The following is a 26670-nucleotide window of genomic DNA, read 5'->3' as shown; positions in this document are numbered from 1 at the left end:
TTCCTGCTCGGAGGGAAAACTATGGAAATGCATTTCGATCAACATATCTCACGCCAATTTAATGAAGACCTGGAAAGCTTAAAGACAGAGATGCTGGAAATGGGCGGTATGGTCGCCCGCCAGGTTGCCGATGCAGTTGATGCCCTGGCCAATGCTGACAGTGAGTTGGCCGAGGAAGTTCTGCGTATTGAAGAAGTCATCGATAAGAGTGAGATGGCCCTGGATGAGCACGCCACACTAATTATTGCCAAACGCCAACCGGCGGCATCTGACCTCCGTATGGTGCTGTCTGTCATTCGAATTGCCCGCGACCTGGAGCGAATTGGAGATGAGGCGAGCAAGATTGCCAAGATGGCCATAGCGCTGACAGATGAAGGTACGTCGCCGCGCGGGTATACCGAAATCCGTCATATTGCCAATGCTGTGCGCAAAATGCTCAATGACGCCTTGGATGCCTATACTCGTTTCGATGTGCAGTCGGCTCTGCAAACTCTTGCTGAGGACCAGCAGGTTGATATGGATTACCGTACGGCCGTACGTGAACTGGTAACTTACATGATGGAGGACCCGCGCAGTATTTCCCGGGTCATTAATGTGTTGTGGACCCTGCGCTCACTGGAGCGGATTGGTGACCATGCGAAAAATATTTGTGAGCAGGTTGTTTACTTGGTGGAGGGTGCTGACATTCGGCACGGGCACCAGGAAAATCTACGCAAGTCCTAAAGGGTTTTGCTAATTTAAAAAGGTCGCCTAGTGCGGCCTTTTTTTTGTTGGAATCTAATTCTTAGTCGTCAGGTAATACAGGGAATGAAATTTATCTTCGAAGTTTATCTACAAGATGGGTTTAAAGCTGAGGATTATGCCGATGCTTGGTTGCGTGCTTCCGAGATCATACAGCGCTCTCCGGGAGCGATGGGCACAGAGCTTCATCGAAAAATTGATGACCCCAATGTGTTGATAGCCATTGCTAGCTGGCGATGTAAAAAAGATCGGGATGCTATGCAAGCCGAGCACAGTAAAAAAATTGACGAAATCATTGCCAGTGTGGCCCCTTTTGTAAAAATTAATCTAATAGGGGAGTTTTATGACCCGCAATGGGTTGTAAATATTAATAGCGATTGATGTTAATCAATTCAACCTGAACATAGCCTGAATAAATATATGTTCGAATATTAAAATAAAACTTTTTATTTTATTCTTTTTAGCTGAAATTTATTTGCTTGGTGCATTACAGCCAATTACAGCGTTTGTTTTTTCTGGTTGATACATTTTTTTATCGAAAAAAAATATTCGCTTTACCGCAAATTTGGCTCTAATTGCTTATCGTGTAATTTGCTGTTGTTGCGCACCAAAAAACTTTTGTTACAATCCGCAGCCCAATTTGGATCGCTACGTTAACGAAGGATTTATCAAATGAGATTCAAGCTTGCTGCTCTGCCCCTGATGCTTGTCGCCACAACTGCAGGCGCTGAAGAATATAATTCTTTTACTAATGCTACATACGCCAATACTGATTATACATACTCTATTTCTGGTAGTTCTGGTTCTACTAGGAATAGAGGTTATGATGCAGATGATTTTAACCTTGGAACTACTTACTTTTTTGGTGGTAAGGAAACTCTTGGTCCATTAAAAGAGTTTGAATATATTAACAAAGTTAGTAATGTTTCTGGTGAATTCTATCATCATAATCACGATAGTGATGATATAGACTCTTTCTCTGTAGGTGGTGAGTATTTTGCTTCCAATGGAATTGTTGTTAGTGCCGGTATATATGATGTTTGGGAAACTAATTTAGATTATCAGTCTATCGGATACCTCTTTTCCCCAGATTTGCTGGTTAAGCTAAATCATGTTGATGACGATAGTGATAATGAGTTTTCCGTGGAGGCTCGTTATAACTACCAGTTGAATTCAACTGATTATGTTGGTTTTAATCTTTTTGTTGATGAAGAATTCGAAAATCGTGCTTTGTCCTCCAAGTACTTTACTCATCTGGCTGGAGAGCAATATCTGACTGTAGAAGTAGCTTACAATAGCATCGAGAAAGCCGATGATTACTGGGCGCTAGGCACTGAATTCTTCTTCAATCAGCGCACCTCTGTTGAATTTAATTATGATGAGAATGAAAATTACCATCTGGGTATGACTCACTTCTTTAATCGCAATATTGCTGTTGAAGCAGCTTATCTATCTAATAATGATGTTAGCGGTGATCTAGATATCTACCAGCTGGGCTTAACTGTCCAATTGTAAGCTAGCTTAAGTAAAGGGCTATCAATGATAGTCCTTTACTTTATAGTGCAGCTTGGGTAAGTTCAAAGCAACTTAGCTGCACTGCTTCAACCCTGTTTGGCACCCTAGTGCCAGCTTTCTTTTATATCCAGCTGTTTTATGTAATGGTTGGAGTACTTTGCTGATTTTTCTTTTTATATCCGACCTCTAAATAAATCTAAAATCCTTCTAAATCTCTTGCTATCGCGAAATAATCCTTCCGAAATTTAGCTTAATTCTTGTGCGGGCTTACTAAATGAAAGCTTGTCGCTTCGAATGTTTCGTAAAAACCTGTGGGTGAATAACTTTCATCGATAGGTATCTCCAGGCGAAAGGTTGCTTGTCAGTTCAGCAGAGCTATATGAGCAGTGGAAGCATAAAGAACCTGTTGTGTGAATTGAATTATCAAGGTTTGGCGATAATAGCATATTTACCGAATAGTTCATTTATATGTGGATTCTGCTTTTATCTCATACAAATAGTATTTGTTGCGCAGTAAAAAATTCTTGCTAGAATTCGCACCCCAATTTAGGTCATTATGTTAACGAAAGGTTTTGGAAATGAGATTCAGTCTCGCTATTCTTCCCCTGTTACTTCTCTCTGTAACAGCTGACGCTGAGAAATATAATTCAATTACTACAGCTGGCTATTCTAGCTTGGGTTATGATCTAGATGTTTTGGGTGGTGAGTTCGATTTAGATGGTAATCAGTTTTTGGCTGAAACTACTTATTACTTTTCTGGAAAAGAAACTCTAGGCCCTCTAAAAGAGTTTGAATATATTAACAAAGTAAGCAATGTGTCGGCTGCCTTTTTCCACAATGAGGTAGATAATAATAATGCCGATAATTACGCTGTGACCGGAGAGTATTTTTCTCAAAATGGTTTGATTTTTGGTGTTGATTTGACCGAAGTTAATGATCGCAATATTAACACGGTTGCTCTTGGCTATTTATTCACCTCGAACTTTTTATTAGAACTTTCCCATACTGATTTTGAGTCTGATGAAGAGACTTATGTTGAGTTTCGATACAATCACCCGTTGAGCGGTACTGATTATATTGGTTTTGATTTTGTCAGTGATGATGAATTCGATGTGGCTGTATTTTCCTCCAAATATTTCACTAACCTGGGAGGGGGAAGGTATTTAACCGCTGAACTTTCCTATGCCGACTATGAAGGTGATGACGATTATTGGCAGATCGGTGCAGATTATTTCTTCTCACAAAGCGCCTCGTTTGGTATGAAACTGGACGAGAAAGACGATATGAAGCTGGTTTTCACCCACTTCTTTAGTCGGAATATTGCCTTAGAGGCTGCTTATAGCACTATGGAGGCAGATGATAATATTAACATTCGCAGCTTTGGTAGTGATACCTATCGTGCTGGATCTACCTCAACGCTTGATGTTATGCCGGATCTTGAAAATGATACCGTGCTTAGCCTTCTGACTCCCTTTATAGAACTTGATGTTGAAAAATTTGAACTTAGCCTAACAGTTCAGTTATAAGCAAGCTTAAAAGGGCTATCTCAGATAGCCCTTTTATTTTAATCGGATTTATTTATCCCTTGTTGGCGATGGCTTTTATTCGATTTTGTGCCATGGTGCCAATTTCCCCTCCGGCCCCGGCAGCTTCCTGATAGTGCTTGTAAGCACTTTGCTTATTTCCCTGTCTCTCATAGGTCTGGCCAAGGTAGTAGTGAGCGTAAGCGGTATCCAGATAGCGTAGGGATCTGGTTAAGTCGCCCTCTGCAGAACTATAATGTTTTAATTTGATATTAGTGATCCCTCGCTTTAACCAATACGAAAATAGTGCTGGATCTTTTTGAATGGCTCTGTCGTATGCCTTGCGGGCATTTTTATACTGTTTTTTTTGGCTGAGTAAATCGCCTTCTAGCGCATAAAAGGCAGCTTCTTTGGGTTGCTGTTTTTGGGCTTTTCTTACCAGGGTTAGTGCAGAGTCGAAATTTTTATTATTGGCTGCGGCAATTGCATTGTCGTAATTCTTATAAGCATCGGCATCGCGCTTTAATTGCGCTATGGCTTTTTGGTAGGCGGCCTGGTTGGTGATTCCCCCTTTAGGTAGAGATTGACTGTGCTTGATATTAGCGCTGACACGGGATTGGGAAGGGGGATGGCTGGCAAAGAGTGCTTCCAGCCCACCAGTTTGTCTCCCCTCCGACAGTTCAACAAACTTTCTTTGCAGGCGTACGGCCCCCTGGGGGTCATATCCCGCAGCGGCCATATATTTCATGCCGTATTGATCTGACTCTAACTCATTGCCGCGACTGTAGCGGGCAATATAGGCGGAGCCCCCCAGTTGAGTCCCGGTGGAGATCAAGTCAGAGTAGCCGGAGTTCTGTGTGGCAGCTCCAACAATGGCCAGGCCTGCGCCCAATAATTGTTGTTGTGACATCGCAGTTGCGGAATGGCGCGCAGCGGCGTGAACTATTTCATGGCTCAGCACGGCGGCGAGTTCAGCTTCGTCATCGAGTAGCACCAGCAGGCCCCGATTGATGGCAATTTTGCCGCCGGGCAGGGCCCAGGCATTGGGTACTGAGTTGTTCAGAACCACAAACTCGTAAGGTAGCTGGGGGCGGTCTGAGACCCGCGCCAGCTTTTGGCCAACCTGACTGACGTAGTTTTGCAGGGTCGGATCAATGGTGTATTGGCCGCCCTGCTGCTGTTGGTTCGCTGCGTAATGCTGCTGTCCCAGTTGAATGTCCTCTTGCGCGGATATCAGTGATACCTGACGTTCGCCGGTGACTGGATTGACAACGCACCCCCCGAGAATCGTCGTTGTCCAAAATGCGACACATGCTGTAAGTGCTTGGGTACGCGAGATCATTGCCTTCCTCCCTGTATAATGTTGAGTCATTAGAATGGTTACTCATTGTACACAGTACGGGAATTGAGGTTTATGACGGCACTTCAAGTCATTGAGTTATTTGCGGGCAACAATCCCGAAGGTGAGCCTGTGGTGGAGCGGCTGCAGGTTCGTGTGAGCGAGGATGATAGCTGCCAGCTGGTGCGATCCCCGGTCTTTATTAAAGGAATCGCCAGTGGGGATTACATTAAGGTCGATAAAGACACCCAGCAATTTGAGTTGGTAAAGCGCTCGGGCAATTTGGCGGTGCGTATTTTTTGTCGCGGCGATAGCACGGAACTGTCAGATAAATTGACCCCACAGCTGGAAAAGCTCGGGGGTGAGTTGGATCTCGAAGCACCGCGCGTATTGGTTTACAGCATTCATGTCAGCTGTGGGTTCGATAAGATTGAGGAAATCCTCAACAGTGCCTGCGATGGGGCTAATAGTGTTTGGTATTACGGCAATGTTTATGACCCCAAAGATGGGCAGACCCCGCTCAACTGGTGGCAGGACGTTCTAAAGCCGGAGTAAACATCCGCGATATATTTGGGCCAGCCACAATAGCTTGGTAGTGTGTGGTTGAGGCGATAGCGAAGTGAGAAGGCACCTGATGTTAATAGTTATTTCACCGGCGAAAACCCTGGACTATGACAGTGATATTCCCTCATTGGAAACTACCCAGCCGGACTTTTTGAAAGAGTCAGCAGCCCTGATTAAAGAGCTGCGCGAATTGAGCCCACAGCAGGTTTCCAGCCTGATGAAGATTTCAGACAAGTTGGGAGTCTTGAACTACGATCGTTTCCACGCGTGGAAACGCCCGTTTACCGATAACAACGCCCGCCCGGCCCTGCTCGCCTTTAAAGGTGATGTCTATACCGGATTGGAGGCGGAGACTATGGGGAAGCGGGACTTTGCCTATGCGCAAAAACACTTGCGTATGCTTTCTGGCCTCTATGGTTTGCTGCGCCCACTGGACTTGATGCAACCCTATCGTCTCGAGATGGGCACTAAATTTGAAAATGCCAAGGGTAAGAATCTCTATGAATTTTGGGGAGATAAGATTACTGAAGCATTGAATGCGCAGTTGCAGGGCGTGAAGAGTCGCGAGTTGGTAAACCTGGCATCCAATGAATATTTCAAATCAGTTAAAACCAAGCAGCTCGATGCTCAGGTGATCACCCCGCATTTTAAGGACCTGAAAAATAGTCAGTATAAGATGATTAGCTTCTTCGCTAAAAAAGCCAGAGGCATGATGAGTCGCTGGGCCATTGACCAGAGGGTAAAGAAGGCTGAAGAGCTGAAAGGGTTTGATGTGGCCGGTTATGTCTATAACCCGAATATGTCCACTGAGTGGGATTGGGTGTTCACCCGGGATGAGCCGCAGTGATTAGTAATGAATTGCCCGATGCACCCTCCTGCGGGCGCAATCGCGAGCCGATTCTCCAACACTTGACGCGCCTGCTGGCTTCTAGCCGCAATGTACTTGAGGTTGGCAGTGGTACTGGCCAGCACGCAGTATATTTTGCTCCGCATTTACCGCATCTTGAGTGGCAAACTTCAGAGCGATCGCAACAGCTGGAGGCCGTAAAGTCCTGGCTGGCGGAGGTCCCCAGTAGCAACCTGCCACAGCCGCTAGTGCTCGATGTTGGCGATTCTTGGCCCGAGATTTCGGCTGATGCTATTTTCACTGCAAACACCTTACATATTATGTCGGCTGAACTAGTGCAAAAGTTCTTTCTGCACAGTGCCGATGTTCTGGAGCCGGAAGGTTTGTTGATCGTTTACGGTCCAGTGAAAATTGCAGGAGAGTTTATTGGCCCTACTAATGCTGATTTTGATAACCAGTTGAAGGAGCATGATCCCCAGCGGGGGATTCGCGATCTCGAATGGCTCGATCAGCTGGCAGAGAGTACGGGGTTCAGTCGCACAGAACTAAATTTCTTGCCGGCCAATAATCAATTAATGGTTTGGCGCAAAAATGATAATAAGGAGTAACTATGCCTGAGTGGTTTGAAATAGCGGTGATCGTAGCCTTTGCCATTGGAGCCGTATTCTTTTTTGCCAAGTACCGTGAGACAGCGGCGGCGCTACATGAGAGTGAGCGTATGAAAGCTCGTTTGTCGAATGACTTAAATCGCTACCGCGATGTGCCCAAGTTGCGCGCTCTGCGAGATGCTCTTATCGGTGTTAAGGCCCTGCCTACCGATGATGAGGGTAACGAGCATATGCTGCTGCGCGATGGTGATTTGCAGTTGCACCATTTGGTTTTGCGCCGGGAAGCAAACGCTCTGGGTAAAGAGGGTACGGCCAGCTATATCAAAGATGGCAAAGAAGTGCAGCTGCAGGAACTGGAGTAATCGAAAGCCGCTTTAATTAGCGGCTTCAGAACTCAACCTGGATGCTGGTTTTTGAGCCAGCTTTGCTGGCGGAAAGTGAAGCGTGAAGAGACTGCCCTGCCCGGGCGTGCTTTCTACACTCATTTCTCCATTGTGTCGCAGCAACACATGCTTAACGATTGCCAGTCCGAGACCGGTGCCGCCGCTGTCCCGTGAGCGGCCTGGATCAACTCGATAGAAGCGTTCAGTCAAACGGGGAATATGGATCGAATCGATACCGATACCGTTATCCTCTACGGAAAAGTGCCCGCCTTTGTCATCCAACGACCAGCGCAATTGAATCTCGCCCTCTTCGGGAGTGTATTTCACTGCATTTAAAACCAGGTTGGCGAAAGCGCTGTGTAACTCGCTGGGGTCTCCATTGAGGTAGTAGTCCCCCTCGCAATGGACTTCGATATGGTGGCGGTCGCCACTGAAGCTGCGCGCTTCCTGGGCTACCCGCTCAATCAGTTCCGGCACAGCTACAGCCATATCCCCGCTTTTGCGTTCTGAGGTTTCCAGGCGAGCCAATAGCAGCAGGTCATTGACCAACGTGCTCATACGGCCAGCCTGCTCTTCCATTTGTGCCAGAGGCTTTCTCCAGGGAGGCGGTGCCATATCACTGCTTTGCAGTGTTTCCAGGTAGCCGGCAATTACCGTGAGGGGGGTGCGCAGCTCATGGGAAACATTGGCGACAAAATCCCGGCGCATCTGTTCGAGGTTGTGCAAACGGGTGATGTCACGAACAATGACCAAGGCCTCGTCTTTACCGTAACGGGTGACTTCCAGCTGTAGCATGCGCGCCTCATTGCCAGGTGCGGGCAGAGTGAGGGGTTCTCCGCTGTTATCACCGTGCATATAGCTGACAAAGCCGGGGTCGCGGACAAAGTTGACTAATGACTGGCCGGAATCACTGGCCTGTAACCCAAGGAGTTCACCTGCTGCAGGGTTCCACCAAGCCAGGTTATCGCCGTCTTCCAGGGCTACAATGCCTTCGCGCAGTGCGCTGGTACTGTCTTGCACCCGGCGCAGCATCACATGCAATTTTTGCTTCTCGCGGCGGTGGCGCCGCTGCATTCGGTAAAAGTCGTCGTAGATTTCGCCCCAAATGCCAAAGGCGGTGGGGGCTGGGCCGCGTCTGCCGTTTGCCAGCCAGCGGTTGAAACGTTGCTGTTGCCACAGCACTGAGATCAGGTAGCTGGCCAGTCCCGCAATCAGGGCGAGAGACCAGCTGCCGGAGGTGGCACCGAGAATGGTGCACCCCAGGGTTATAATTACGAAACGCGAAAACTCGCCAATACTGCGATCCAACATAGAGTTGCCGTGTTGCCTGATAGATGGCGGCAGTGGCACAGCCTCTTCCGCCCGCATTCAATACCTCATGGAACCAGGCCCGCACTCGTCAAGTGCGGAGGTTTGATTCTGCAGGGATCGGTACCGATCCAGAAGGGATTGTCACACTTTTTCTGCAGTTTGCACAGAAAACCGATACCCGGTGCCGCGAACTGTCTGGATATAGCGGTCGTGGCCATCAATGGCCAGGGCTTTGCGCAGTCGGCGGATATGTACATCCACAGTGCGCTCCTCTACATAGACGTTTCCGCCCCACACATGATCAAGAAGCTGGGTGCGTGTATAGGCGCGCTCTTGGTGTGAAAGGAAGAAGGTGAGCAGGCGAAACTCCGTTGGCCCCATATCCACCGGCTGTCCCTTGATAGTTACCCGGTGGCTGAGGGGATCTAGTATCAATGCACCGGCGTTGAGGGGTTCCTCGGGTGTTGCCGGGCCCGCGCGGCGCAGTACGGCCTTCAAGCGTGCAACCAGCTCCCGGGGAGAGAAAGGCTTGGTGATGTAATCGTCGGCCCCAGTCTCTAACCCTTTGATTTTATTGTCTTCTTCACCTTTTGCCGTGAGCATGATGATCGGCAATGAGGTGGTGAGTTCATCGCGCTTGAGGCGCCTTGCCAGCTCTACCCCGGAAACATCCGGTAGCATCCAGTCGAGCAAAACTAAGTCTGGCTTCTCGTCGATTATCAGGGCGTGAGCTTCCTGGGCGTTCTCCGCCTCAAGACATCGGTAATCTGCCATTTCTAGTGCGACCCGCAGCATATCGCGCACTGCGGATTCGTCATCGACAATCAGGATCGTTTTACTGTGCATTTGCCTGCCATACCCGCTCTGTTGTCAGGGTTTCCCCAGTTATGGCCGAGGATTAAACGGGATTTATATGACAAATATATGACGCCCAGCTTCCGGTGCCCACTATGTCTTTAATTCAGCAGAAAATGCAGCGATATGCCGGCGAAAATGGCAAACCCTACCCAATTATTGTTGATAAAAGCTTGAAAACAGCCCTCTCGCGCCCTGTTTCGAACTAGCCACTGCTGATAAACGAATAAACCCGTAACGGGTAATAGCGCTAAGTAGTAAAGAGGTCCGAGTGTGAAATTTGACCCAATCAGTAGTAGGGCCGCTAGAACTATAAGTTGTAAGGCACCTGTTATGACCTTGTCCATCTCCCCAAACAAAATAGCTGTGGATTTAACACCGATTTGAAGGTCATCATCGCGGTCCACCATCGCATAGAAAGTGTCATAGCACAGGGTCCAAACCAGGTTGGCGGTATAGAGCAACCAGGCCTCTGCTGGCACTTCTCCTGTAACCGCTGCGAATGCCATGGGAATTCCCATACTAAAGGCGGCACCCAAGACCAGCTGGGGGAGGTATGTGTGGCGCTTCGCAAAGGGATAACCGAATGCCAGGGCCAGGGCTAAAAACGATAGGAGAATCGTGAGTGTGTTGGTGGTGAGTACCAGTAGGAAGGCGGCAGCGCTGAGCCCGGCGAAAAGCGCCAAGGCAGATTTTGGAGTCAGCGCACCGGTGGCCAGGGGACGCCCTGCGGTGCGCTTTACATGGGCGTCAATTTTGCGATCGGCAAAATCATTCACTGCGCAGCCTGCCGCCCGCATTAGGATCACACCGAGTGTAAAAACGAGAAACAAGTGAAATCCCGGCCATCCTTCAGCGGCTAACCATAGTGCGCACCAAGTGGGCCAGAGCAACAGCAGTGAACCTATAGGCTTATCCATACGTGTCAGCTGCCAGTAGGGCAGCACGGTGGGCCAGCGTTGTGCGATCTGTTGGCTGATCACAGTGAGTCCTCAGTTGCGATAGTTTGGGCAGCTTCTTGTGGTATGGGATCACCTGTCGGCTTGAAGTTGGGGAGAAAAGCTTCCGCTACCAGCAAGGGCTTGTCTCGCAACCAGAATACCGAGCGGCGCCCCCAGACTTCAAAATCTTTATCTCCAAGTTCGTGATCGGCGCAGCCAGGAGATTTTTGCAGCAGGTTGAGGGTGATTTCCCCTCTGCGAATGCCCGGTTCACTAAACAGCAGCTCCCCCAGTGGGCGGGCATCCAGGCTGCGCAGATTGCGAGATTTTCCCTGCAGGCTGCGCTCAGGTAACACGCTGCGGGCATACACCCAGGGCTGCCCGCAACCATAGAGCAATACCTCCCGAATCAGGGCGCGACTGCTAGGGTTCAGTCCCAGTGCGCGAACTTCTTCAGGGCGGGGAGGCTGCCAACCTTGATAAAGCACACGGACATAAAAGTCCCCGCCACTTTGCTGCTTGAGAGCGGCGGTGAGCGAGTCGGAATAGGTCAGCCAGGGCACCAGGGTGTTGGGCGGTTGCTGTTGTGTGTCTAGAGGCAAACTCTGCCAATCGCCAGAGGGCACAAATGGTGATTGGTGCAACGATAACTCCGCAGTCTGGGTAAAGACCCCATTGTATCCCGGCCGGTGGCAGCAGGTCTCTCCCTGTTGGATTTTTGCTCCCCAGCACGGCAATGGATATAGTGCTCACTGCAATGAAAACAACGATTCATAAAGAGAAGCTTGTTATGGGGCTTACTACCAAAATCTTAGTGGGGATGATTGCGGGTATTGCCGTTGGGTGCATATTCAATTTCTTGAATATGAGCCAGTTGTTCGGTGCCGGTGTAAACAGCGCTATTAACCTTTACCTAACCGAAGGCCTATTCGATGTTATTGGTCGTATCTTTATCGCGTCGCTGAAGTTGATGGTGGTGCCTTTGGTGCTGGTATCACTGATCAGCGGTGCCTGTGCCCTATCGGAAGGCAGCCGAATTGGACCGCTGGCGGGTAAAACTGTCCTTCTTTATATGGTGACAACGGCTATCGCCATTACTTTGGCGTTGTGTCTGGCATTGATCTTCCAGCCTGGAGTTGGTGTTAATGAAGCCGCAGCTGAAGCCGCTTCAACATTTGTGCCGAAGGAGTCCCCACCGCTTTCAGAGGTACTGGTCAATATATTCCCGACCAACCCTGTTGCCGCTATGGCTGAGGGAAATATGCTGCAGATTATCGTTTTTGCCCTGTTGATGGGCTATGCGATTTCCCGTTGCGGGGAGCCGGGTCAACGTATTGCCGCTTTCTTTAATGACCTCAATACCGTTGTATTGCGCATGGTCGGTGTGCTGATGGTATTTGCCCCTTATGGCGTATTTGCTCTGCTTGCGAAGACTTTTGCCGACCTTGGGGTTGAAGGGTTGATTCAGCTCGGCAAGTATTTCCTAGTCGTACTCGGCGCTCTGCTTCTGCATGCTTTTGGTACTTACGCAGTGATTCTAAAACTGCTAAGTGGCCTTAATCCGTTGGAGTTGCTTAAGAAGATGCGCCCAACCATGATTTTTGCTTTCAGTACAGCTTCTTCTGCAGCCACCATTCCGGTTACCCTGGCAACTGTGGAGAAACGCTTGGGCGTGGATAATAAAATTGCCGCATTTACTGTTCCTTTAGGCGCGACCATCAATATGGATGGCACCGCGATTATGCAGGGTGTGGCTACGGTCTTTATTGCCCAGTTCTTTGGAATTGAGATCGGCCTGACCGGCTTCCTGACGGTGATCCTGACAGCAACCCTGGCGTCTATCGGTACTGCTGGGGTGCCCGGCGTCGGCCTGATTATGTTGGGTATGGTATTGCAGCAGGTGGGTCTGCCGCTCGAGGGGATTGCCATTGTGATCGGCGTAGATCGCCTGCTGGATATGGTGCGCACGGCGGTCAATATTACCGGTGACGCGGTAGTAAGTAGTGTCGTGGCGAAGAGTGAAGGTGCCCTGGACGAAGAGACTTACTACGATGCCAATTACAAGAGTGTCAGCATTAACGACAACAACACAGTAGGCGCCCACTAGGGCGCTCTCCTCAAGCCTCGGCAAATCGGGGCTTGTTCTGTAACCAGCGTTTAATCAACTGTTGTCGCATGCCCTCTGTCAATTGATGGGAAGTAGCAATTTTTTGCACTTGCGGCAGCAGTTCAGCATCTCTCTGCAAGTCTGCGATGCGGTGCTGGATCTCCCCGGTCTGGCGGGTGCCGAGGATTTCACCGGGACCGCGCAGACGCAGGTCTTCCTCTGCAATAGCAAAACCATCACTGTGTTGACGCAGCGCTTGCAAGCGGGCGCGACCATTCTGCGATAGCGGTGTGCCGTACAGCAGCACGCAGTGGCTGGCGATGGAGCCGCGCCCGACCCTGCCGCGCAACTGGTGCAATTGGGCCAGGCCCAGGCGTTCGGGGTTTTCGATAATCATCAGGCTGGCATTGGGCACGTCTACGCCCACTTCAATGACCGTGGTTGCCACCAGCAAATCCACTTCCCCGGCCTTGAAGGCGCTCATCACCTGCTCTTTTTGCTCTGGCTTCAGGCGGCCGTGTACCAAGGCTACGCGAACGCCTTCGAGCATTTCGGCGAGCTCTTCGGCGGTTGATTCTGCGGCCTGGGCCTGCAGACTTTCCGATTCCTCGATAAGGGTACAGACCCAGTAGGCCTGGCGGCCCTCGGCGATAGCGCTTTGCACCCGTTCCATAACCTGGTCGCGTCGATCATTGGCAATGGCAACGGTGTTGATGGGTTGGCGCCCCGGCGGCAGCTCATCGATGATCGAGCAATCCAGGTCGGCGAAGGCGGACATCGCGAGGGTGCGGGGAATCGGTGTAGCGGTCATAATCAGCTGGTGGGGTTGCAGCCTGCCGGTAGCTCCACTTGCTGCCCCTTTCTCACGCAGCTCCAGACGTTGCTGTACGCCAAAGCGGTGTTGCTCGTCGATAATCACTAACACCAGGTTGTGGAAAGCCACCTCCTCCTGGAAGAGTGCGTGGGTGCCCACCACTAACTGGGCCTCGCCACTGGCTATCTTGCCCAGCTGTTTACGCCGCTCGGCAGCCTTTAAGCTGCCCGTTAGCTGAGCAACTTCAATACCCAGAGGTTCCAGCCAGTTACAAAAATTGATTCGGTGCTGCTCTGCCAGGATTTCTGTCGGTGCCATGACTGCTACTTGGGCGCCGGTCCCGATGCCCTTGAGGGCAGCCATAGCGGCGACCAGGGTCTTTCCCGCGCCCACATCTCCCTGCAATAAGCGCATCATCGGGCTTTGCTGAGCCAGATCCTCGGCGATTTCCTCACAAACTCTCTGCTGTGCTCCGGTGAGGGAAAATGGCAGACGCGACAAAAAGTCTCGCTCCAGGGATCGGTTAACGGACAGAGGTGGTGCCGCTACCCTAGCGCTATTGCGCCTCAACTCCAGCAGACTCAGATGGTGTGCCAGTAACTCTTCCAGGGCCAGACGCTGCTGGGCGGGGTGAGTACCTGCTGCCAGTTGATCTAGCTGGGTGCCAGCCGGAGGGGCGTGCAAATACAGCAAGGCGTCCCTGAGGGGGTAGCGCAGAGATTTGGGTAACAGCTCTGCCGGCAAGAACTCGGTAACAGCGCCGTTTTTCAGTAGAACCAGTGCCTGCTCCACCAATCCTCGCATACGGGCCTGGCTCACGCCTTCTGTTAGCGGGTAAACCGGCGTAAGGGTATCTACGGTCTCCGCATTGTCGATACCGACGATTTCCGTTTCCGGGTGGTAGAGCTCCAGGCCATTGGCTCCGCGACGGGCCTCCCCAAAGCAGCGTATTCGGGTTCCTCGGGCAAAGCGGCTTTTCTGTGCGGCAGAAAAATGAAAAAAGCGCAGAGTTAAGGTACCGCTGCCATCCTGTAATCTGACCACCAGGCTGCGGCGGCGGCCGAATACGACATCGGCGGCACTGACCTCCCCTTCGATTACCACATCCATACCGGCGGTGAGGCCGGCAATAGGCACCACCCGGGTGCGGTCCTGGTAGCGTAGAGGCAAGTGGAAAACCAAATCCTGTAGGGAGTTGATATGGAGTTTGGCCAACACCTGAGCAAATTTATCCCCCACGCCTTTGAGGGTGGTAACGGGCAGCTCGGCCAGGTTGTTATCTATCCCACGGTCAGGTGACACTGGCTGATGGCCTCTCGCAGTATGTCGATTGCGCGGTGTCGGGGGAAGCTTGCCCGCCAGGCCAGTGCTACGGTGCGGCGTGGGCCCGGTGCGGTAAAGGGGCGGGTCTCCAGCAGGCCACTGGCGTACTGTGATGCGGTGGCGGCTGAGAGTGGCAATACGGTAATTCCAAGCCCTGAGGCCACCATATGGCGGAGTGTTTCCAGTGAGCTGCCATCTGCGGCTGTGCGTATGCTGCCGCCGCCCGCTTCTTTTTCCATGGTTAGTTGCAGGTGTGGACAAGCTTCCAGTACCTGATCACGGAAGCAGTGGCCCTCACCCAGCAGAAGCACATTGTCTTCAGTGAGTTGATCCGGGGAGATAACCTCCTGCTTTGTAAGTGGATGGCCTGCGGGCATCAATACAACAAATGGCTCGTCGTACAGGGGTTGGGTGACAACGTCGGGCTCGGTAAAGGGGAGAGCAATAATGATGGCATCCAGTTCGCCCTTGCGTAGCCTCTGTCTCAGCGTGGCGGTATATCCCTCCTCAACATAGAGTGGCATTTCTGGTGCCAAATGCTGTAGTTGGGGAATAAAGTGTGGGAACAGGTAGGGCCCAATAGTAAAGATGGCGCCAACAGACAGGGGGCTAGCCAGCTGGTCCTTGCCGGCGCTGGCAATGTCTTTGATGGCTGCTGATTGTTCCAGAACCAGCTGGGCCTGGGCGACAATTCTCTCGCCCAATGGTGTTGCCTGCACTCGAGTTTTTGAGCGCTCAAACAGGGCGACACCGAGCTCTTTCTCCAGTTTCTTTACCGCGATAGAGAGTGTCGGTTGGCTGACGTAACAGCGCTCGGCGGCACGGCCAAAATGCTGTTCCTGGGCGAGAGTTACGATATAGCGCAGTTCATTGAGAGTCATGGTTGAGGCAATTAGATGGCCATTAGTAATAGTAATTATTCATAAATAATCGCCGCTGGCCAATACCCTGTCTCAATCTGTAAGCTGAGAGCGAATATTGGGAAAATTTACTAGTTTTGGGAATTCAGGTGGGATTGAGGCGCAAAATTTTGCTATATCTGTAAGGGGCACACCGAACGGAGATACGTCATGGGAGTTCTGTCCTGGGTCATTCTCGGGTTGATTGCCGGCGCTTTGGCAAAGTGGATTATGCCCGGGAGAGATCCTGGTGGTTGGATAGTCACTATGGTCATCGGCATTGTCGGTGCCTTTATTGGAGGCTGGCTGGGTGCCCTGATTGGATTCGGTGGCCCAGTGACTGGTTTCGGAATTGGCGACATAATAACGGCTACGATTGGTGCGATAATTTTTCTTGCGATCTATCGCATGTTCAAAAGGCGTGGCAACTAGTCCGCCTTTGGGGAGAGCCTCGGCGGCGAACTATAAGCATTCCGAATTTGAATTTGCCCAAATGACCCCAGCACCTTAGGACTGAATAGCACTGAATCAAGGGAATAAGGTGAGCAGCAAAGATTGTTCACCGGGAACTATATGACACAACAAGAAAAGCTTTGGATCCTTGGGTGTGGTGACCTCGGGGCGAGACTGGCACTGCATATAGACCGAAAGCAATACGCGGTTTATGGAATGCGGCGCAATCCCCTGGTAGCTCTGGCGAGTAAGCGCCGGGCAGATGTGGTGAATTGGCGCCGGGGGGATGCCACTAAGAAAGAGGATATTGAACGCTTGTTGTCTACGGGGGCGGATGTCATTCTCGCGACATTTACCCCCACTGAGCACACACCAACCGGCTATCACCGCGCCTATGTGGAAACGGCAAAGGCAGTCGCTGAAGTTGTTCCGTACCTTCCATCCCCACCGCGCTTGGTTATTTGGGTTTCATCTACTCGTGTTTATGGCCAGAGCGGCGACGACTTTATCGATGAGCAAACTTTACCTATGCCCAGCGGTTTTCAGGGAGATAGTTTGCTGGCAGCTGAAGAGATCATTCGCAATGCAATTCCCAGCAGTTGCATTGTGCGCTTTGCGGGAATTTATGGGCCTGGTCGAGATCGCTTGTTGTCGCAGGTTCGCGCTGGTCGCTGCGCTCCTCCCCAGCCACCGCAATACAGCAATCGTATCCATGTCGATGATTGTATTGGTTTTTTATTGCACCTTATTGAAAGGCACAAACAGGGGTGGATCCCAGAGCCCCTTTACATAGGCGCCGATAGCCAGCCTGTGCCGATGTACGAGCTGCAACAGTGGTTGGTAAAAGCGATGGGATATACCAGTGCCCACCTGCGCGAGATTGTGCAAACGAGCGAGCGCCGCTCGAAAAAGCTCAGCAATCAGTTGATGCTGTCCAGTGGTTACGAATTGAAGTATCCAGATTACAAGGTGGGCTATAGCGCTCTGTTGGAGTCGGAGGGCTGAGCTGCCCTCCTCAATTATTGCCACAGCATCGGCGAGAACTTCTTGCCTCAGGTCACCATAATCGCTTCGGCTTCAAAAAGGGCTCCCCGCGGCAACTCCTTGACGACGACGGTTGCCCTGGCGGGATAAGGCTCTTCGAAAAACTCTGCCATTATCTCATTTACAGCGGCAAAGTTGCTGCTGTCGGTAATGTAGAGATTGAGTTTCACAATATGCTGGAGCGATCCGTCAGAGGCCTCACAGACTGCGCTGAGGTTGCGAAAGACCTGGTGGACTTCATCGCTAAAACCTCCGCTAATCATCTGTTGTGTCTCTGGGTCCAGAGCGATTTGTCCCGACAGGTAAACAGTATTATCCACTTTTACTGCCTGGGAATAGGTACCAGCTGCGGCGGGTGCCCGGTCGGTTTTAATAACGGCTCGATTGGGCATGGGGTACTCCATTACTTATCAATATTGTTGAAAAGGAAGACCTATACGGAACTTCCGAATAATCCCATACTTATTTGCGGGGCTTTCAGAAGTCGGTTAAATATATCGCGCTTTGAAGCCTAATGGCAGTTCCCAATGGGATTCCCTTGTGTTCCTCAAGGGCGGGCGATGCGTATGACAGAAGGGAGGTTGCGCAGGCGCTTCATAACCCGCGCCAAATGTACACGGCCACTGACTTCCAGGGTCAGGGAGATCACGCTGTTGTGAGCATCCTTCTCATCCACATTGATCTGCTCGATGCTGGCGCCCTCTTCCGTAATACGAGTAGCCAGTCGGGCAATAATCCCTCTCTCTGACTCGACTTCTACCCGCACATCACCGAGGAACTCCCCTGTCACATCCGGTGACCAGTTCACCAGCATGATGTTTTCTGGGTGCTCGCGAAAATCACCGGTATTGCGGCAGGTGTCGCGGTGTACTACTACGCCTTTGCCCGAGCTGATATGGCCGATAATGGCATCCCCGGGAATAGGACGGCAACAGCGGGCAAAACTGATCATCATGCCCTCTTGGGCATCGATCGTTAAGGGAGAAGAGATATTGCTGGCTTCAGTCTCTTCACTGGTGACGGGCGCGAGTAATTTAGCGGCAGAGAAGGCCACTTTACTGCCCATACCTATCTCTTCCAGCAGCTTGTCCAAAGTTGCGCATTTAGCTTCTTTGAGGCCCGCTTCTAATTGCTCTGGTGATAGCGCGTCTAGGCTTGTGTCGAACTTACTGAGTGCTTTTTCCAGCAGGCGCCGGCCCAGGGTAATGGAATCGTGGTGACGCTGGTGCTTGAGGAAGTGACGGATAGCACTGCGCGCTTTGGCGGTTACTACAAAATTGAGCCAGTTAGGGTTTGGCTGTGCAGTTTTGCGCGTGAGAATCTCGACTTTTTGCCCGCTCTCCAGAGGTTGGGACAAAGGGGCCAGGCGCTGATTGATACGCACGGCAACACAGGAGTTGCCGATATCCGTGTGTACGGAATAGGCGAAGTCCACAGCAGTGGCTCCTGCGGGGAGGTCGACGATCTGTCCTTTAGGGGTAAAGACGTAAACTTCATCCGGGAACAGGTCAATTTTTACGTTTTCAATAAACTCTAGCGAGTCGCCGGCGCGCTGCTGCATCTCTAGCAGTCCCTGGACCCAGCGCCGTGCGCGCACCTGGCTGGTGCCACCGGTATTGATCACCTCATCGCCGGAGGCTTTGTACAGCCAGTGGGCAGCAATGCCACTGTTGGCCATTTCATCCATTTCCTTGGTGCGGACCTGAACTTCAATGGGCACCCCGTGCATACCCAGCAGCACTGTGTGCAGTGACTGGTAGCCATTGGATTTGGGGATAGCGACGTAATCTTTAAACTCGGAGATTACCGGTTTGTACAGGCTGTGCATAACACCGAGAACCCGGTAACAGGTATCCACACTGTCCACAATGATGCGGAAAGCGTAGACATCCATTATCTCCTTAAAGGACTTCTTCTTGGCGCGCATCTTTTGGTAGATGCTAAATAGGTGCTTTTCCCGACCAATCACCAGAGAGCTGATGCCCTCCCGCTGCAAGCGCAGTTCTATAGCATTCTGAATTTGTTCCAGCAGCTCTTTGCGATTGCCGCGGGCGGCGACCAGGGCGGCGCGCAAGCGGCTGGCACGCAGTGGGTAGATGGCAAAAAAAGCGCGATCCTCGAACTCGATACGAACGTCGTTCATACCCAGTCGGTGGGCGATGGGTGCGTAGATCTCCAGCGTCTCGCGGGCAATACGGGCACGCTTCTGCGGTTTCAGTGCGCCGAGAGTGCGCATGTTGTGCAGGCGGTCGGCCAGCTTGACCAGAATCACGCGGATATCGCGGGCCATGGCTAGCGCCATCTTCTGGAAGTTTTCCGCCTGCTTTTCTGCCGGGCTGTCGGTCTCGAACTGGGTTAGTTTCGAGACCCCATCGACCAGGTCGGCAACCTCTCCACCAAACTGCTCAGCCAGAGCTGCCTTGGGGATACCCGTATCCTCGATCACATCGTGCAACATGGCTGCCGCCAGGCTCTCGTGATCCATATGCATGCCCGCGAGAATAGTGGCAACTGCCAGCGGGTGGGTGACATAGGGCTCGCCGGAACGGCGCTGCTGACCATCGTGAGCCTGCTCCGCGTAAAAATAGGCGCGGCGAACGATTTGGATCTGGTCGGGGGGAAGGTATGAGGAGAGGCGGTGGGCCAAACTATCTATGGTGTGCAATGCCGCGCGCGCCTCTCGTAAAACTCAAAAAGTACCTAGTAAGAGACCTGATCAGACTTGCTGATCTGTTAGGTAGTTGGGGGTAACGATAGGAGCAGGTGCCTCTTCGCGTTCCGGCTCGTCGAGGATGGCGGCATCCACCAGGCCCTCTTCGATTTCGCGCAGGGCAATTACCGTGGGCTTATCGTTTTCTTCGGGAACCAATGGATCCCTGCCGCCTGTAGCGATCTGACGGGCGCGTTTGCTGCCGACGATAACGAGCTCGAAGCGGTTGTCCACATGCTCAAGGCAATCTTCAACGGTAATACGTGCCATAAACTTTCGTTTCCATTTGCTGTGCCCGAAGGCAAATTCTGTACAGGGGACCGGCTATTTTACCGGACCGGGAAATGTATGCAATTCGATCAATTGGTTCAGTGGCGCAACAGTGCCTGAAGTAGGTCGCCGTGGCGCAGTTGCTGCAGCTCTAAGCGCTGTCGCTGGGCAACGATAATCGCACGCAGCTCTGTTAACGCTTGGTCGAAGTTATCGTTGATTACCAGGTAATCTGCGGCGACATAATGGGTCATTTCGTCGATGGCCTGGTCCATACGGCGATCAATGACCGCTTGATCGTCCTGACCGCGTCCGGTGAGGCGCTCGCGCAGGGCTTCCTGGGACGGAGGCAAAATAAAAATACCCACTGCATCAGGTCGCAGGCGACGAACCTGTTCGGCCCCCTGCCAATCGATCTCTAGGATTACATCGCGACCACTGGCAAGAGTCTCTTCGATCTCAGCTTTGGCGGTGCCGTAGTAATTATCGCCATAAACTTGGGCGTGCTCAAAAAAAGCATCGCGCTCCAGCATTGCCAAAAACTCTTCCCGCTCGACAAAGTGATAGTCAATGCCATGGGTCTCACCTGGGCGCATGGCGCGAGTGGTATGGGAAACCGATACGGTAACCTGACTGTCGCTGTTTACCAGCGCTTTGACCAAGCTGGTTTTTCCTGCACCGGAGGGGGCGGAGACGGTGTAGAGAGTTCCTGTTTGCACAACTGATCCTGTTCGCGAGCAAAGAGCCCATTATAACCGAAGCTTGTGCCTGAAGATGAAAGAGTGTCGTGAAGGGACAAGGCTAGCCCCCGGCCGGAGTGGGGGTATCTGTTGGGAGATTCAGGGCACGTTACCACCTGCGCGCCTGAGCCCGGCCGGGATAGCCTCGCGGGAGTTTCTTAATCACCACCAACCACCTGTGATCAAGGATTTCCCTCTGTTGCTAATCGCTAACGAAAGTGACTCTATCCTCTTTGCGCCGGATTGCCAACCACCACCATACCAACGTGCTAGTAAATAGGTAGGACGCAAAGAATGGTACAAACGTATTGCTTAGTAGAGGGATAGCGCCGATCAGTGCCGCGAGCCTTGTTAGCTCGAGGTGTCTGGAGTTAGGATGACCATCCAGTATTCTTCCGTTAATGGAAAGGCAAATAATCAGTGCTATTACTGCGCCCATTAATTGCCAAAAGCTTAAGGCGGCACTGAACCATAGGAGTGATAAGGTTGCTGCGGTGTAGCAGAGGTGTTGCGCGAAAGCGTAGTTACGTGCACCAAGGCTGATGTCTGGGTTAAAACGCTGAAAGTTTGCGAGGTTAGTGGAAGCCACAGGCATGGATTTTTCAACATCTGCAGGCCTGTATCCGGTTGGGCGAAACCACAAAGTGAGCTTTTCCCACCAGCTTTTTGTGTACCAGGCATCGACAGCCATTCGTTTCAGGTGCTGTAAATTGGCTGCGACAGGATCAAATGTATTCAGTGGCTTGCGCACGCCATATAAACAGGGTTCACCCTCAATCTCTGGCTGATATGTGCCAAATAAACGGTCCCAAACAATTAATATCCCCCCGTAATTTTTATCTACATAGATGGGGTTCTGGGCGTGGTGTACCCGGTGGTTAGAGGGAGTAACTACAAACCATTCCAACCAGCGTATTTTGGGTATCTTTTGTGTGTGTGCCCAAAATTGGTAAATAAGATCTATGGCTCCGGCAACAATAACAATCTCTGCTGGTAAACCAATTAGCAGCAGCGGTAGATAAAATATCCAGTCCAGTTGTAACCCCCCGGAAGACTGGCGCAAAGCTGTACTCAGATTGAAATCCTCACTTTGGTGATGCACTAAGTGCTCTGCCCAAAAGATATTTACTTCATGGCAAATACGGTGCTTCCAGTAGTAGCAGAAGTCATAGGCGAGAACTGCCAGGGCCAGGTGCCAACCATTGTCGATTGACCAGCTGAAACCAACCCATTGATAGTAGGGTTCTAGTAACGTAAATAGCGGGATATAGATAATGAGGAACAAGCTTTTGTAGGTCATCCCAATAATGCGATTGAGGATTCCCGTACTGAGGTTACCAACAGCATCATTCAGTCGGTAGATACCCCAGCCCTTCCAGCGATCTAGGGCGAACTCCATTAGTATGGAGAAGAGGAAAAATGGAATGGCAAAAGTAAGCAGGTCCACAGAAGCCCCTTATTTTTATTATTAGATAGCATATCTGATGCACTCTGCCATATCGCTACAGGAGCGCAAACATCGGTGAAGGCTGGATTCTAAAATCAGTCAGTATTCGTTGAGGTTTTTTAAAACAAGTAAGCGGCAGGATCAAAATAGCGGAGTCTACTTGGAACGAATTGCTAGATTGGTAGGGATGGGCTGTTAGTTTATCCACTTCAGTGGCTCGGTGTAGTTAAAAACAATTGCGTATAGCTTTCTTTGGGGAGCGGTACTCCGCTGTGGATTTTGAAAGAAAAAAGGCCGGCATATGCCGGCCTTTTGTACGCTGTGAAGCCTGAGATTTACTCGGTAACTTCTGCTTCTAAAGTGACACCAGTGTAGGATTCATAACCGTAGATACTAATGTACCAAGTACCGGAATCCGGACTGCTGATGGTGCAGGTCTCATCGTTGCCAGAGAGGTAAGGACGACAGTCATACCTACGCTGGGTGGGATAGTTTCCATGGCGTACGTAGAGGTCAGCATCGCCGGAGCCGCCGGACATCTCTACAGTAAGGGTGGAAGTTCCCGCTTCAATATCGATGGTGAAGTCAGTCCAGTTACCTTGGCTGCCGGAGAGATTGGTTTCCGTCCAGCCCGTGCTACTGCCGCTGTCGTCATCATCACCGCCATTGTCACTATCGTCGCCGCTAGCCATGGCTACAGCAGCTGCAGCGTCGACAATACCGGAGCCACAGTTGTTGCAGGATGATGGGAAGCTGCGAGCAGTGCTGGTGAGGATCGACTCAACTTCATCTGGGGTTACGTTGGGGTCAACCGCATAAATCAACGCAGCAGCACCAGCCACGTGAGGGGCGGCCATACTGGTGCCCTGGCTGTAGTAGTAGCTATCGCTGCCGGCATCTGTGGAGCCGTTGTTATAGGTGGACAGGATACCATCGGAATCGTTTGCGAAGCTCTGTGCGCCACCCGGTGCGGCAACATCTACCACACTGCCAAAGTTGGAGTAGTAAGAGCGGCCGCCGGTGCGGTCAGTTGCAGCGACTGTAATTACACCATCACAGCTGGCGGGGGTGTACTGGCTAGCATTTGCACCACTGTTACCAGCGGCCACAACAACAGTTGCGCCGAGGCTGCGTGCGGTATCGATAGCGCTTTGCGTTGTGGTAGCACAGCTGCCGCTGCCGCCGAGACTCAGGTTCAATACTTGAGCGGGATTTTCGTTGGTGGGCAGGCCGCTAACAGAGCCGCCGGCGCCCCAGATGATGCCGTCGGCAATATCTGAGGTATAGCCACCACAGCGTCCGAGTACACGTACGGGTACGATCTTAGCCTCGTAGGCAACACCGGCTATACCCATGTTGTTATTGGTAACACCAGCGATAGTGCCTGCTACATGAGTCCCGTGCCAGCTGCTGTCGCTTTCGGAGGTTTCGTCACAGGTACCGGCTTCATACCAATCGCCAGGGTCTGTGGGATCGTCATCCCGCTCATCTCCGTCTACAGAAACGAAAGTGTCTGAGATCATGTCGTAGCCTGGCAGAATATTGTCGACCAGGTCGGCGTGGGGCAGATAACCGGTATCGAGTACGGCAACGACTACCCCATCGCCTTGGGTGACGTCCCAGGCTTCTGGCAAGTTCAAACCACCGGTGGATTCATAGTAGTGCCACTGGCTGAGGTAGCTCGGGTCATTGGGTTCAGCCATGGCCTGTAGGATCAAGTCCGGCTCTGCGTATTCCACATCCGGATCTTGTTTAAGGCGGTCGATGATTGCGTTTACTTCAGTTCTATTTTTACGGCCTTCCAGGCGCATTACCTGGGCACCGGTGGCCATACGGCGAAGGTGACGCATCTTGTGGCCGGCGCGGCGAGAAGCTTTCTCGACCGTCTCATCGGCCATGGTAGCAGCCTTCCCAACTTTAGCGCTCTCCTTGTACTTTACGATGATGCGGTCAGTCACCAGTGTATTATCAGCCTCTGCTGCGTGAGCAGCAAAAGGTGTTGTACACAGTAACGAAAGCGCACTCGCCAGAGTCGTCTTTTGTAAAAGACTTTTCAATGATGATTTCATTATTGTTATATCTCCGAGATATTTTTAATCCGGTTATCAGTATTCTGATAGACCGAAGACTCCTGAATAACTCCGCGCTGACAAAATAAATTTGCTTAACGGATGGGTCTAGAAACTGTCTTGTTCCTAATCGACAAGTCAGTTGGACCAAAATTGGTACCAAAGTTTCAAAATGGTACTCCTGTATAACGTTTGTGAAATTATTATCCTCAGCTTAAGCCTTTAAATTTGTGTGGCTTTTGGCGACAAATTTATAAGTTTTGGTAAAAAAATCTGGTAGTGAGAATTTATCTACAGGAGAGTTGTGGAGGGGGTCACAAGAAGAATTTGATTGATATACGAATATTTTTAAATAAGTATTACTGCACAAAGAAACGGGTAACTTGCTGAGCATGCCCAATGAAGTGCGCCCTGCATTTGAGAAGATTTACTTTCAGGCTCTTTCACTAGCGAGCCAGCAGCCCCCCTGGAGCCTGGTTAGACATTCGGATTAGGGGGTGCCCCAATAGTTGAGCTAGAAAGGTTGGTGTTAGGAGCTGGCCCTATTATAGCTGGGGGTTTTGGCCCACAATTTTGCAGCTAGCAATCCGAAGATAAATCCAAATAGATGAGACTCCCAGGAGATAAAACCACCCCGTGGCAAGACACCGAAAATAAGCCCTCCATAAAGAACGGCTACCCCAATAGATATTAATAAACGGCTAAATTTCCTGCTGATAAATCCCGCAAGAAGCAAAAAGCCAAAGTAGCCGTAGATTACTGAGCTAGCCCCTAAGTGATTACTACCCCTGCCACCAAAAAGCCAAACGGCAAGCCCGGTGGTGATCACAATAAACAGAGTAACTTTCAGGTATGTTTTGATCCCGTATTGCAGTACTAAGAAACTGAAGATGCAGAGAGTGAATATGTTCGAGAAGAAGTGCCAGCTACTTCCATGCAGTAATGGTGCAGAAAAGATATGAGGGAGGTGATTAATTGAGCGGGGAACAATCCCAAAGTAATTAAGCGATCGGCCGCTCAGAATGTTGATAACCTCAATTGCAGCAAGCACTAAAAAAATAGCACCGACCCACTTCAGATCTTGTCGCATAAATCTTCCTCAAAAGGGAGAACCTTGGCTTTTCTCGTAATTGGGAGCAGGGGGCACTCATTACTTTGGTGAGAATGCTCCAAAGTGTTACTCGATATTTTGTACTTGCTCGCGCATCTGTTCGATCAGCACCTTGAGCTCTACCGCAGCTTGGGTTGTGTCAGTGACCACAGATTTTGAGGAGAGGGTGTTGGCTTCGCGGTTAAATTCTTGCATCAGGAAATCCAGCCGCCGGCCGATTGAACCACCGCCGGCTAAAACCCGGCGTGTTTCGGAGGTGTGCGCACTGAGGCGGTCGAGCTCTTCATCGACATCTGCTTTCTGGGCCAACAGGACGATCTCCTGCTCAAGCCGGTCCTTGTCAAGCTCCACTTGCAATTCTTCCAGGCGGCTGCGCAGCTTTTCCCTCTGTGCCTCAAGAATTTGGGGAAGCAGTTCTCGAACATTGGCGACTTGTGCTTCAATCCCGATTAGGCGGGCTTCAATAAATTTGGCCAGCTCAGCGCCTTCGCGCTCGCGGTTTGCGCGCAGTTGCCCGAGTGCCTCGCGAAAAGCTTCTACTATCGTTGCGGATTGCTGATCGGTATCCGCCTCTGGCTCTCTGATAACGCCGGGCCACTGCAGAATTTGCAAGGGGTTTAGCGGCTGAACATCCTCGCCATCCGCTACCTGCCTTGCCGCTTGAATCAGTGCCTGGGCAAGGGGTTGGTTGATTTCCAGACCTGTATTTTCGGCGCTATTAGCCTTTAGGCTCAGGGTCAGTTCAATTTTGCCTCGGGATAGTGTTTTACGCAGAGTATCGCGCAGCTGTGTTTCCAGAGGACGAGCGGCTTCGGGCAAACGGAAGTGTGGCTCCAGGTAGCGATGGTTGACCGAGCGCAACTCCCAGATAGCGGTGCCGCTTGCGTAATTGGCCTCGGCGCGTCCAAAGGCTGTCATGCTGCGCACTTTGTTCTGTTCCCGTTGACTGGCCATAGCTGATCCCCTACAGGCGTATTAATCGGCCCGGCATAATAACACAGCGTTTGGATCTCGATGCTGGGGTATATAATGCGGGGCTTTCATTCAATATTTGAG

26 protein-coding genes are annotated in these 26670 nt (G+C 51.1%); 11 read left to right on the top strand and 15 right to left on the bottom strand.

Going from position 1 to position 26670, the window contains the following annotated elements; genetic code table 11:
- Positions 1-21 precede the first annotated feature (21 nt).
- From phoU to ACJJIE_RS16675, 4 genes are all read left to right on the top strand, one after another.
- Complete coding sequence (gene phoU / locus ACJJIE_RS16690) at positions 22-723, top strand: phosphate signaling complex protein PhoU (RefSeq protein ID WP_282930610.1); 702 nt, start codon at positions 22-24, stop codon at positions 721-723.
- An 84-nt stretch (positions 724-807) separates the two neighbouring features.
- Positions 808-1122: an antibiotic biosynthesis monooxygenase family protein gene (locus ACJJIE_RS16685; RefSeq protein WP_444892393.1), complete on the top strand. Its 315-nt coding sequence runs from the start codon at positions 808-810 to the stop codon at positions 1120-1122.
- A gap of 291 nt (positions 1123-1413) precedes the next feature.
- Positions 1414-2256 carry a putative porin gene (locus ACJJIE_RS16680; protein WP_444892392.1) on the top strand — a complete coding sequence of 281 codons (843 nt, stop codon included), beginning with the start codon at positions 1414-1416 and terminating at the stop codon, positions 2254-2256.
- A gap of 578 nt (positions 2257-2834) precedes the next feature.
- Positions 2835-3782, top strand: coding sequence for a putative porin (locus tag ACJJIE_RS16675; protein ID WP_444892391.1), 948 nt, complete (start codon positions 2835-2837; stop codon positions 3780-3782).
- 52 nt (positions 3783-3834) lie between these two features.
- On the opposite strand, the gene ACJJIE_RS16670 is transcribed toward ACJJIE_RS16675, so the two are convergent.
- A complete protein-coding gene (locus ACJJIE_RS16670; RefSeq protein WP_444892390.1) occupies positions 3835-5121 on the bottom strand; it encodes a M48 family metalloprotease in 1287 nt (428 codons plus the stop codon).
- A gap of 72 nt (positions 5122-5193) precedes the next feature.
- On the opposite strand from ACJJIE_RS16670, the gene ACJJIE_RS16665 reads away from it, so the two are divergent.
- The 4 genes from ACJJIE_RS16665 (at position 5194) to ACJJIE_RS16650 (ending at position 7499) form a co-directional block, all read left to right on the top strand.
- The gene (locus ACJJIE_RS16665) at positions 5194-5673 is read left to right on the top strand and encodes a DUF4265 domain-containing protein (protein ID WP_108735048.1); all 480 of its coding nucleotides are present in this window, start codon (positions 5194-5196) and stop codon (positions 5671-5673) included.
- Positions 5674-5752: 79 nt separating this feature from the next.
- Positions 5753-6529, top strand: a complete 777-nt coding sequence (yaaA, locus tag ACJJIE_RS16660; protein ID WP_444892389.1) for a peroxide stress protein YaaA — start codon at positions 5753-5755, stop codon at positions 6527-6529.
- A complete protein-coding gene (locus ACJJIE_RS16655; RefSeq protein ID WP_444892388.1) occupies positions 6526-7137 on the top strand; it encodes a DUF938 domain-containing protein in 612 nt (203 codons plus the stop codon). The genes yaaA and ACJJIE_RS16655 overlap by 4 nt, the downstream gene beginning before the upstream one ends.
- 2 nt (positions 7138-7139) lie before the next feature.
- Entirely contained in the window at positions 7140-7499 is a 360-nt protein-coding gene (locus ACJJIE_RS16650; RefSeq protein ID WP_444892387.1) for a hypothetical protein, read from the top strand.
- Positions 7500-7511: 12 nt separating this feature from the next.
- On the opposite strand, the gene phoR is transcribed toward ACJJIE_RS16650, so the two are convergent.
- The 4 genes from phoR to ACJJIE_RS16630 all read right to left on the bottom strand — a co-directional run bounded on the left by phoR (position 7512) and on the right by ACJJIE_RS16630 (position 11271).
- A complete protein-coding gene (phoR, locus tag ACJJIE_RS16645) occupies positions 7512-8888 on the bottom strand; it encodes a phosphate regulon sensor histidine kinase PhoR (RefSeq protein ID WP_444892386.1) in 1377 nt (458 codons plus the stop codon).
- A gap of 84 nt (positions 8889-8972) precedes the next feature.
- Positions 8973-9677 (bottom strand): phosphate regulon transcriptional regulator PhoB, encoded by a 705-nt coding sequence (phoB, locus tag ACJJIE_RS16640; RefSeq protein ID WP_444892385.1) that lies wholly within the window; start codon positions 9675-9677, stop codon positions 8973-8975.
- Positions 9678-9787: 110 nt separating this feature from the next.
- On the bottom strand, positions 9788-10669 hold the full coding sequence (gene ubiA / locus ACJJIE_RS16635; RefSeq protein WP_444892384.1) for a 4-hydroxybenzoate octaprenyltransferase: 882 nt from the start codon (positions 10667-10669) through the stop codon (positions 9788-9790).
- Positions 10666-11271 (bottom strand): chorismate--pyruvate lyase family protein, encoded by a 606-nt coding sequence (locus ACJJIE_RS16630; RefSeq protein WP_444892383.1) that lies wholly within the window; start codon positions 11269-11271, stop codon positions 10666-10668. The genes ubiA and ACJJIE_RS16630 overlap by 4 nt, the downstream gene beginning before the upstream one ends.
- 146 nt (positions 11272-11417) lie before the next feature.
- On the opposite strand from ACJJIE_RS16630, the gene ACJJIE_RS16625 reads away from it, so the two are divergent.
- Positions 11418-12734 carry a dicarboxylate/amino acid:cation symporter gene (locus ACJJIE_RS16625; RefSeq protein WP_444894778.1) on the top strand — a complete coding sequence of 439 codons (1317 nt, stop codon included), beginning with the start codon at positions 11418-11420 and terminating at the stop codon, positions 12732-12734.
- 10 nt (positions 12735-12744) lie between these two features.
- On the opposite strand, the gene recG is transcribed toward ACJJIE_RS16625, so the two are convergent.
- Both recG and ACJJIE_RS16615 read right to left on the bottom strand, forming a co-directional pair.
- On the bottom strand, positions 12745-14850 hold the full coding sequence (gene recG / locus ACJJIE_RS16620; protein WP_444892382.1) for an ATP-dependent DNA helicase RecG: 2106 nt from the start codon (positions 14848-14850) through the stop codon (positions 12745-12747).
- Positions 14829-15752 carry a hydrogen peroxide-inducible genes activator gene (locus ACJJIE_RS16615; protein WP_282930624.1) on the bottom strand — a complete coding sequence of 308 codons (924 nt, stop codon included), beginning with the start codon at positions 15750-15752 and terminating at the stop codon, positions 14829-14831. Before ACJJIE_RS16615 ends, recG begins: the two co-directional genes overlap by 22 nt.
- A 189-nt stretch (positions 15753-15941) precedes the next feature.
- Between ACJJIE_RS16615 and ACJJIE_RS16610 the strand changes: the two genes are divergently transcribed.
- On the top strand, positions 15942-16202 hold the full coding sequence (locus ACJJIE_RS16610) for a GlsB/YeaQ/YmgE family stress response membrane protein (protein WP_108735039.1): 261 nt from the start codon (positions 15942-15944) through the stop codon (positions 16200-16202).
- Positions 16203-16343: 141 nt separating this feature from the next.
- Positions 16344-17228: a sugar nucleotide-binding protein gene (locus ACJJIE_RS16605; RefSeq protein WP_444892381.1), complete on the top strand. Its 885-nt coding sequence runs from the start codon at positions 16344-16346 to the stop codon at positions 17226-17228.
- A gap of 47 nt (positions 17229-17275) precedes the next feature.
- On the opposite strand, the gene ACJJIE_RS16600 is transcribed toward ACJJIE_RS16605, so the two are convergent.
- The 8 genes from ACJJIE_RS16600 to ACJJIE_RS16565 all read right to left on the bottom strand — a co-directional run bounded on the left by ACJJIE_RS16600 (position 17276) and on the right by ACJJIE_RS16565 (position 26568).
- Positions 17276-17659, bottom strand: coding sequence for a Rid family detoxifying hydrolase (locus ACJJIE_RS16600; protein ID WP_282930626.1), 384 nt, complete (start codon positions 17657-17659; stop codon positions 17276-17278).
- A gap of 155 nt (positions 17660-17814) precedes the next feature.
- Entirely contained in the window at positions 17815-19932 is a 2118-nt protein-coding gene (gene spoT, locus ACJJIE_RS16595) for a bifunctional GTP diphosphokinase/guanosine-3',5'-bis pyrophosphate 3'-pyrophosphohydrolase (RefSeq protein WP_282930627.1), read from the bottom strand.
- A gap of 51 nt (positions 19933-19983) precedes the next feature.
- Positions 19984-20247 carry a DNA-directed RNA polymerase subunit omega gene (rpoZ, locus tag ACJJIE_RS16590; protein ID WP_282930628.1) on the bottom strand — a complete coding sequence of 88 codons (264 nt, stop codon included), beginning with the start codon at positions 20245-20247 and terminating at the stop codon, positions 19984-19986.
- Between the two features lie 98 nt (positions 20248-20345).
- Entirely contained in the window at positions 20346-20966 is a 621-nt protein-coding gene (gene gmk / locus ACJJIE_RS16585) for a guanylate kinase (protein ID WP_282930629.1), read from the bottom strand.
- A 223-nt stretch (positions 20967-21189) separates the two neighbouring features.
- Positions 21190-22434, bottom strand: a complete 1245-nt coding sequence (locus ACJJIE_RS16580; RefSeq protein WP_282930630.1) for a sterol desaturase family protein — start codon at positions 22432-22434, stop codon at positions 21190-21192.
- Between the two features lie 335 nt (positions 22435-22769).
- Positions 22770-24503, bottom strand: a complete 1734-nt coding sequence (locus ACJJIE_RS16575; RefSeq protein WP_282930631.1) for a S8 family peptidase — start codon at positions 24501-24503, stop codon at positions 22770-22772.
- 529 nt (positions 24504-25032) lie between these two features.
- Positions 25033-25593 carry a rhomboid family intramembrane serine protease gene (locus ACJJIE_RS16570; protein WP_282930632.1) on the bottom strand — a complete coding sequence of 187 codons (561 nt, stop codon included), beginning with the start codon at positions 25591-25593 and terminating at the stop codon, positions 25033-25035.
- An 87-nt stretch (positions 25594-25680) separates the two neighbouring features.
- Positions 25681-26568 carry a YicC/YloC family endoribonuclease gene (locus tag ACJJIE_RS16565; RefSeq protein ID WP_282930633.1) on the bottom strand — a complete coding sequence of 296 codons (888 nt, stop codon included), beginning with the start codon at positions 26566-26568 and terminating at the stop codon, positions 25681-25683.
- Positions 26569-26670: the final 102 nt, after the last annotated feature.

The sequence above is a fragment of the Microbulbifer maximicatervae (SeqCode) genome (genome assembly GCF_052467325.1).
This window is presented reverse-complemented; position numbering and strand designations above follow the sequence as displayed.

Excerpts from the sequence above, each read along its gene's own strand:
- phoU (WP_282930610.1), top strand. The coding sequence starts at position 22 with ATGGAAATGCATTTCGATCAACATATCTCACGCCAATTTAATGAAGAC.
- ACJJIE_RS16685 (WP_444892393.1), top strand. The coding sequence starts at position 808 with ATGAAATTTATCTTCGAAGTTTATCTACAAGATGGGTTTAAAGCTGAG.
- ACJJIE_RS16680 (WP_444892392.1), top strand. The coding sequence starts at position 1,414 with ATGAGATTCAAGCTTGCTGCTCTGCCCCTGATGCTTGTCGCCACAACT.
- ACJJIE_RS16675 (WP_444892391.1), top strand. The coding sequence starts at position 2,835 with ATGAGATTCAGTCTCGCTATTCTTCCCCTGTTACTTCTCTCTGTAACA.
- ACJJIE_RS16670 (WP_444892390.1), bottom strand. The coding sequence starts at position 5,121 with ATGATCTCGCGTACCCAAGCACTTACAGCATGTGTCGCATTTTGGACA.
- ACJJIE_RS16665 (WP_108735048.1), top strand. The coding sequence starts at position 5,194 with ATGACGGCACTTCAAGTCATTGAGTTATTTGCGGGCAACAATCCCGAA.
- yaaA (WP_444892389.1), top strand. The coding sequence starts at position 5,753 with ATGTTAATAGTTATTTCACCGGCGAAAACCCTGGACTATGACAGTGAT.
- ACJJIE_RS16650 (WP_444892387.1), top strand. The coding sequence starts at position 7,140 with ATGCCTGAGTGGTTTGAAATAGCGGTGATCGTAGCCTTTGCCATTGGA.
- phoR (WP_444892386.1), bottom strand. The coding sequence starts at position 8,888 with ATGCGGGCGGAAGAGGCTGTGCCACTGCCGCCATCTATCAGGCAACAC.
- phoB (WP_444892385.1), bottom strand. The coding sequence starts at position 9,677 with ATGCACAGTAAAACGATCCTGATTGTCGATGACGAATCCGCAGTGCGC.
- ACJJIE_RS16625 (WP_444894778.1), top strand. The coding sequence starts at position 11,418 with ATGGGGCTTACTACCAAAATCTTAGTGGGGATGATTGCGGGTATTGCC.
- ACJJIE_RS16615 (WP_282930624.1), bottom strand. The coding sequence starts at position 15,752 with ATGACTCTCAATGAACTGCGCTATATCGTAACTCTCGCCCAGGAACAG.
- ACJJIE_RS16610 (WP_108735039.1), top strand. The coding sequence starts at position 15,942 with ATGGGAGTTCTGTCCTGGGTCATTCTCGGGTTGATTGCCGGCGCTTTG.
- ACJJIE_RS16605 (WP_444892381.1), top strand. The coding sequence starts at position 16,344 with ATGACACAACAAGAAAAGCTTTGGATCCTTGGGTGTGGTGACCTCGGG.
- ACJJIE_RS16600 (WP_282930626.1), bottom strand. The coding sequence starts at position 17,659 with ATGCCCAATCGAGCCGTTATTAAAACCGACCGGGCACCCGCCGCAGCT.
- rpoZ (WP_282930628.1), bottom strand. The coding sequence starts at position 20,247 with ATGGCACGTATTACCGTTGAAGATTGCCTTGAGCATGTGGACAACCGC.
- ACJJIE_RS16575 (WP_282930631.1), bottom strand. The coding sequence starts at position 24,503 with ATGAAATCATCATTGAAAAGTCTTTTACAAAAGACGACTCTGGCGAGT.
- ACJJIE_RS16570 (WP_282930632.1), bottom strand. The coding sequence starts at position 25,593 with ATGCGACAAGATCTGAAGTGGGTCGGTGCTATTTTTTTAGTGCTTGCT.
- ACJJIE_RS16565 (WP_282930633.1), bottom strand. The coding sequence starts at position 26,568 with ATGGCCAGTCAACGGGAACAGAACAAAGTGCGCAGCATGACAGCCTTT.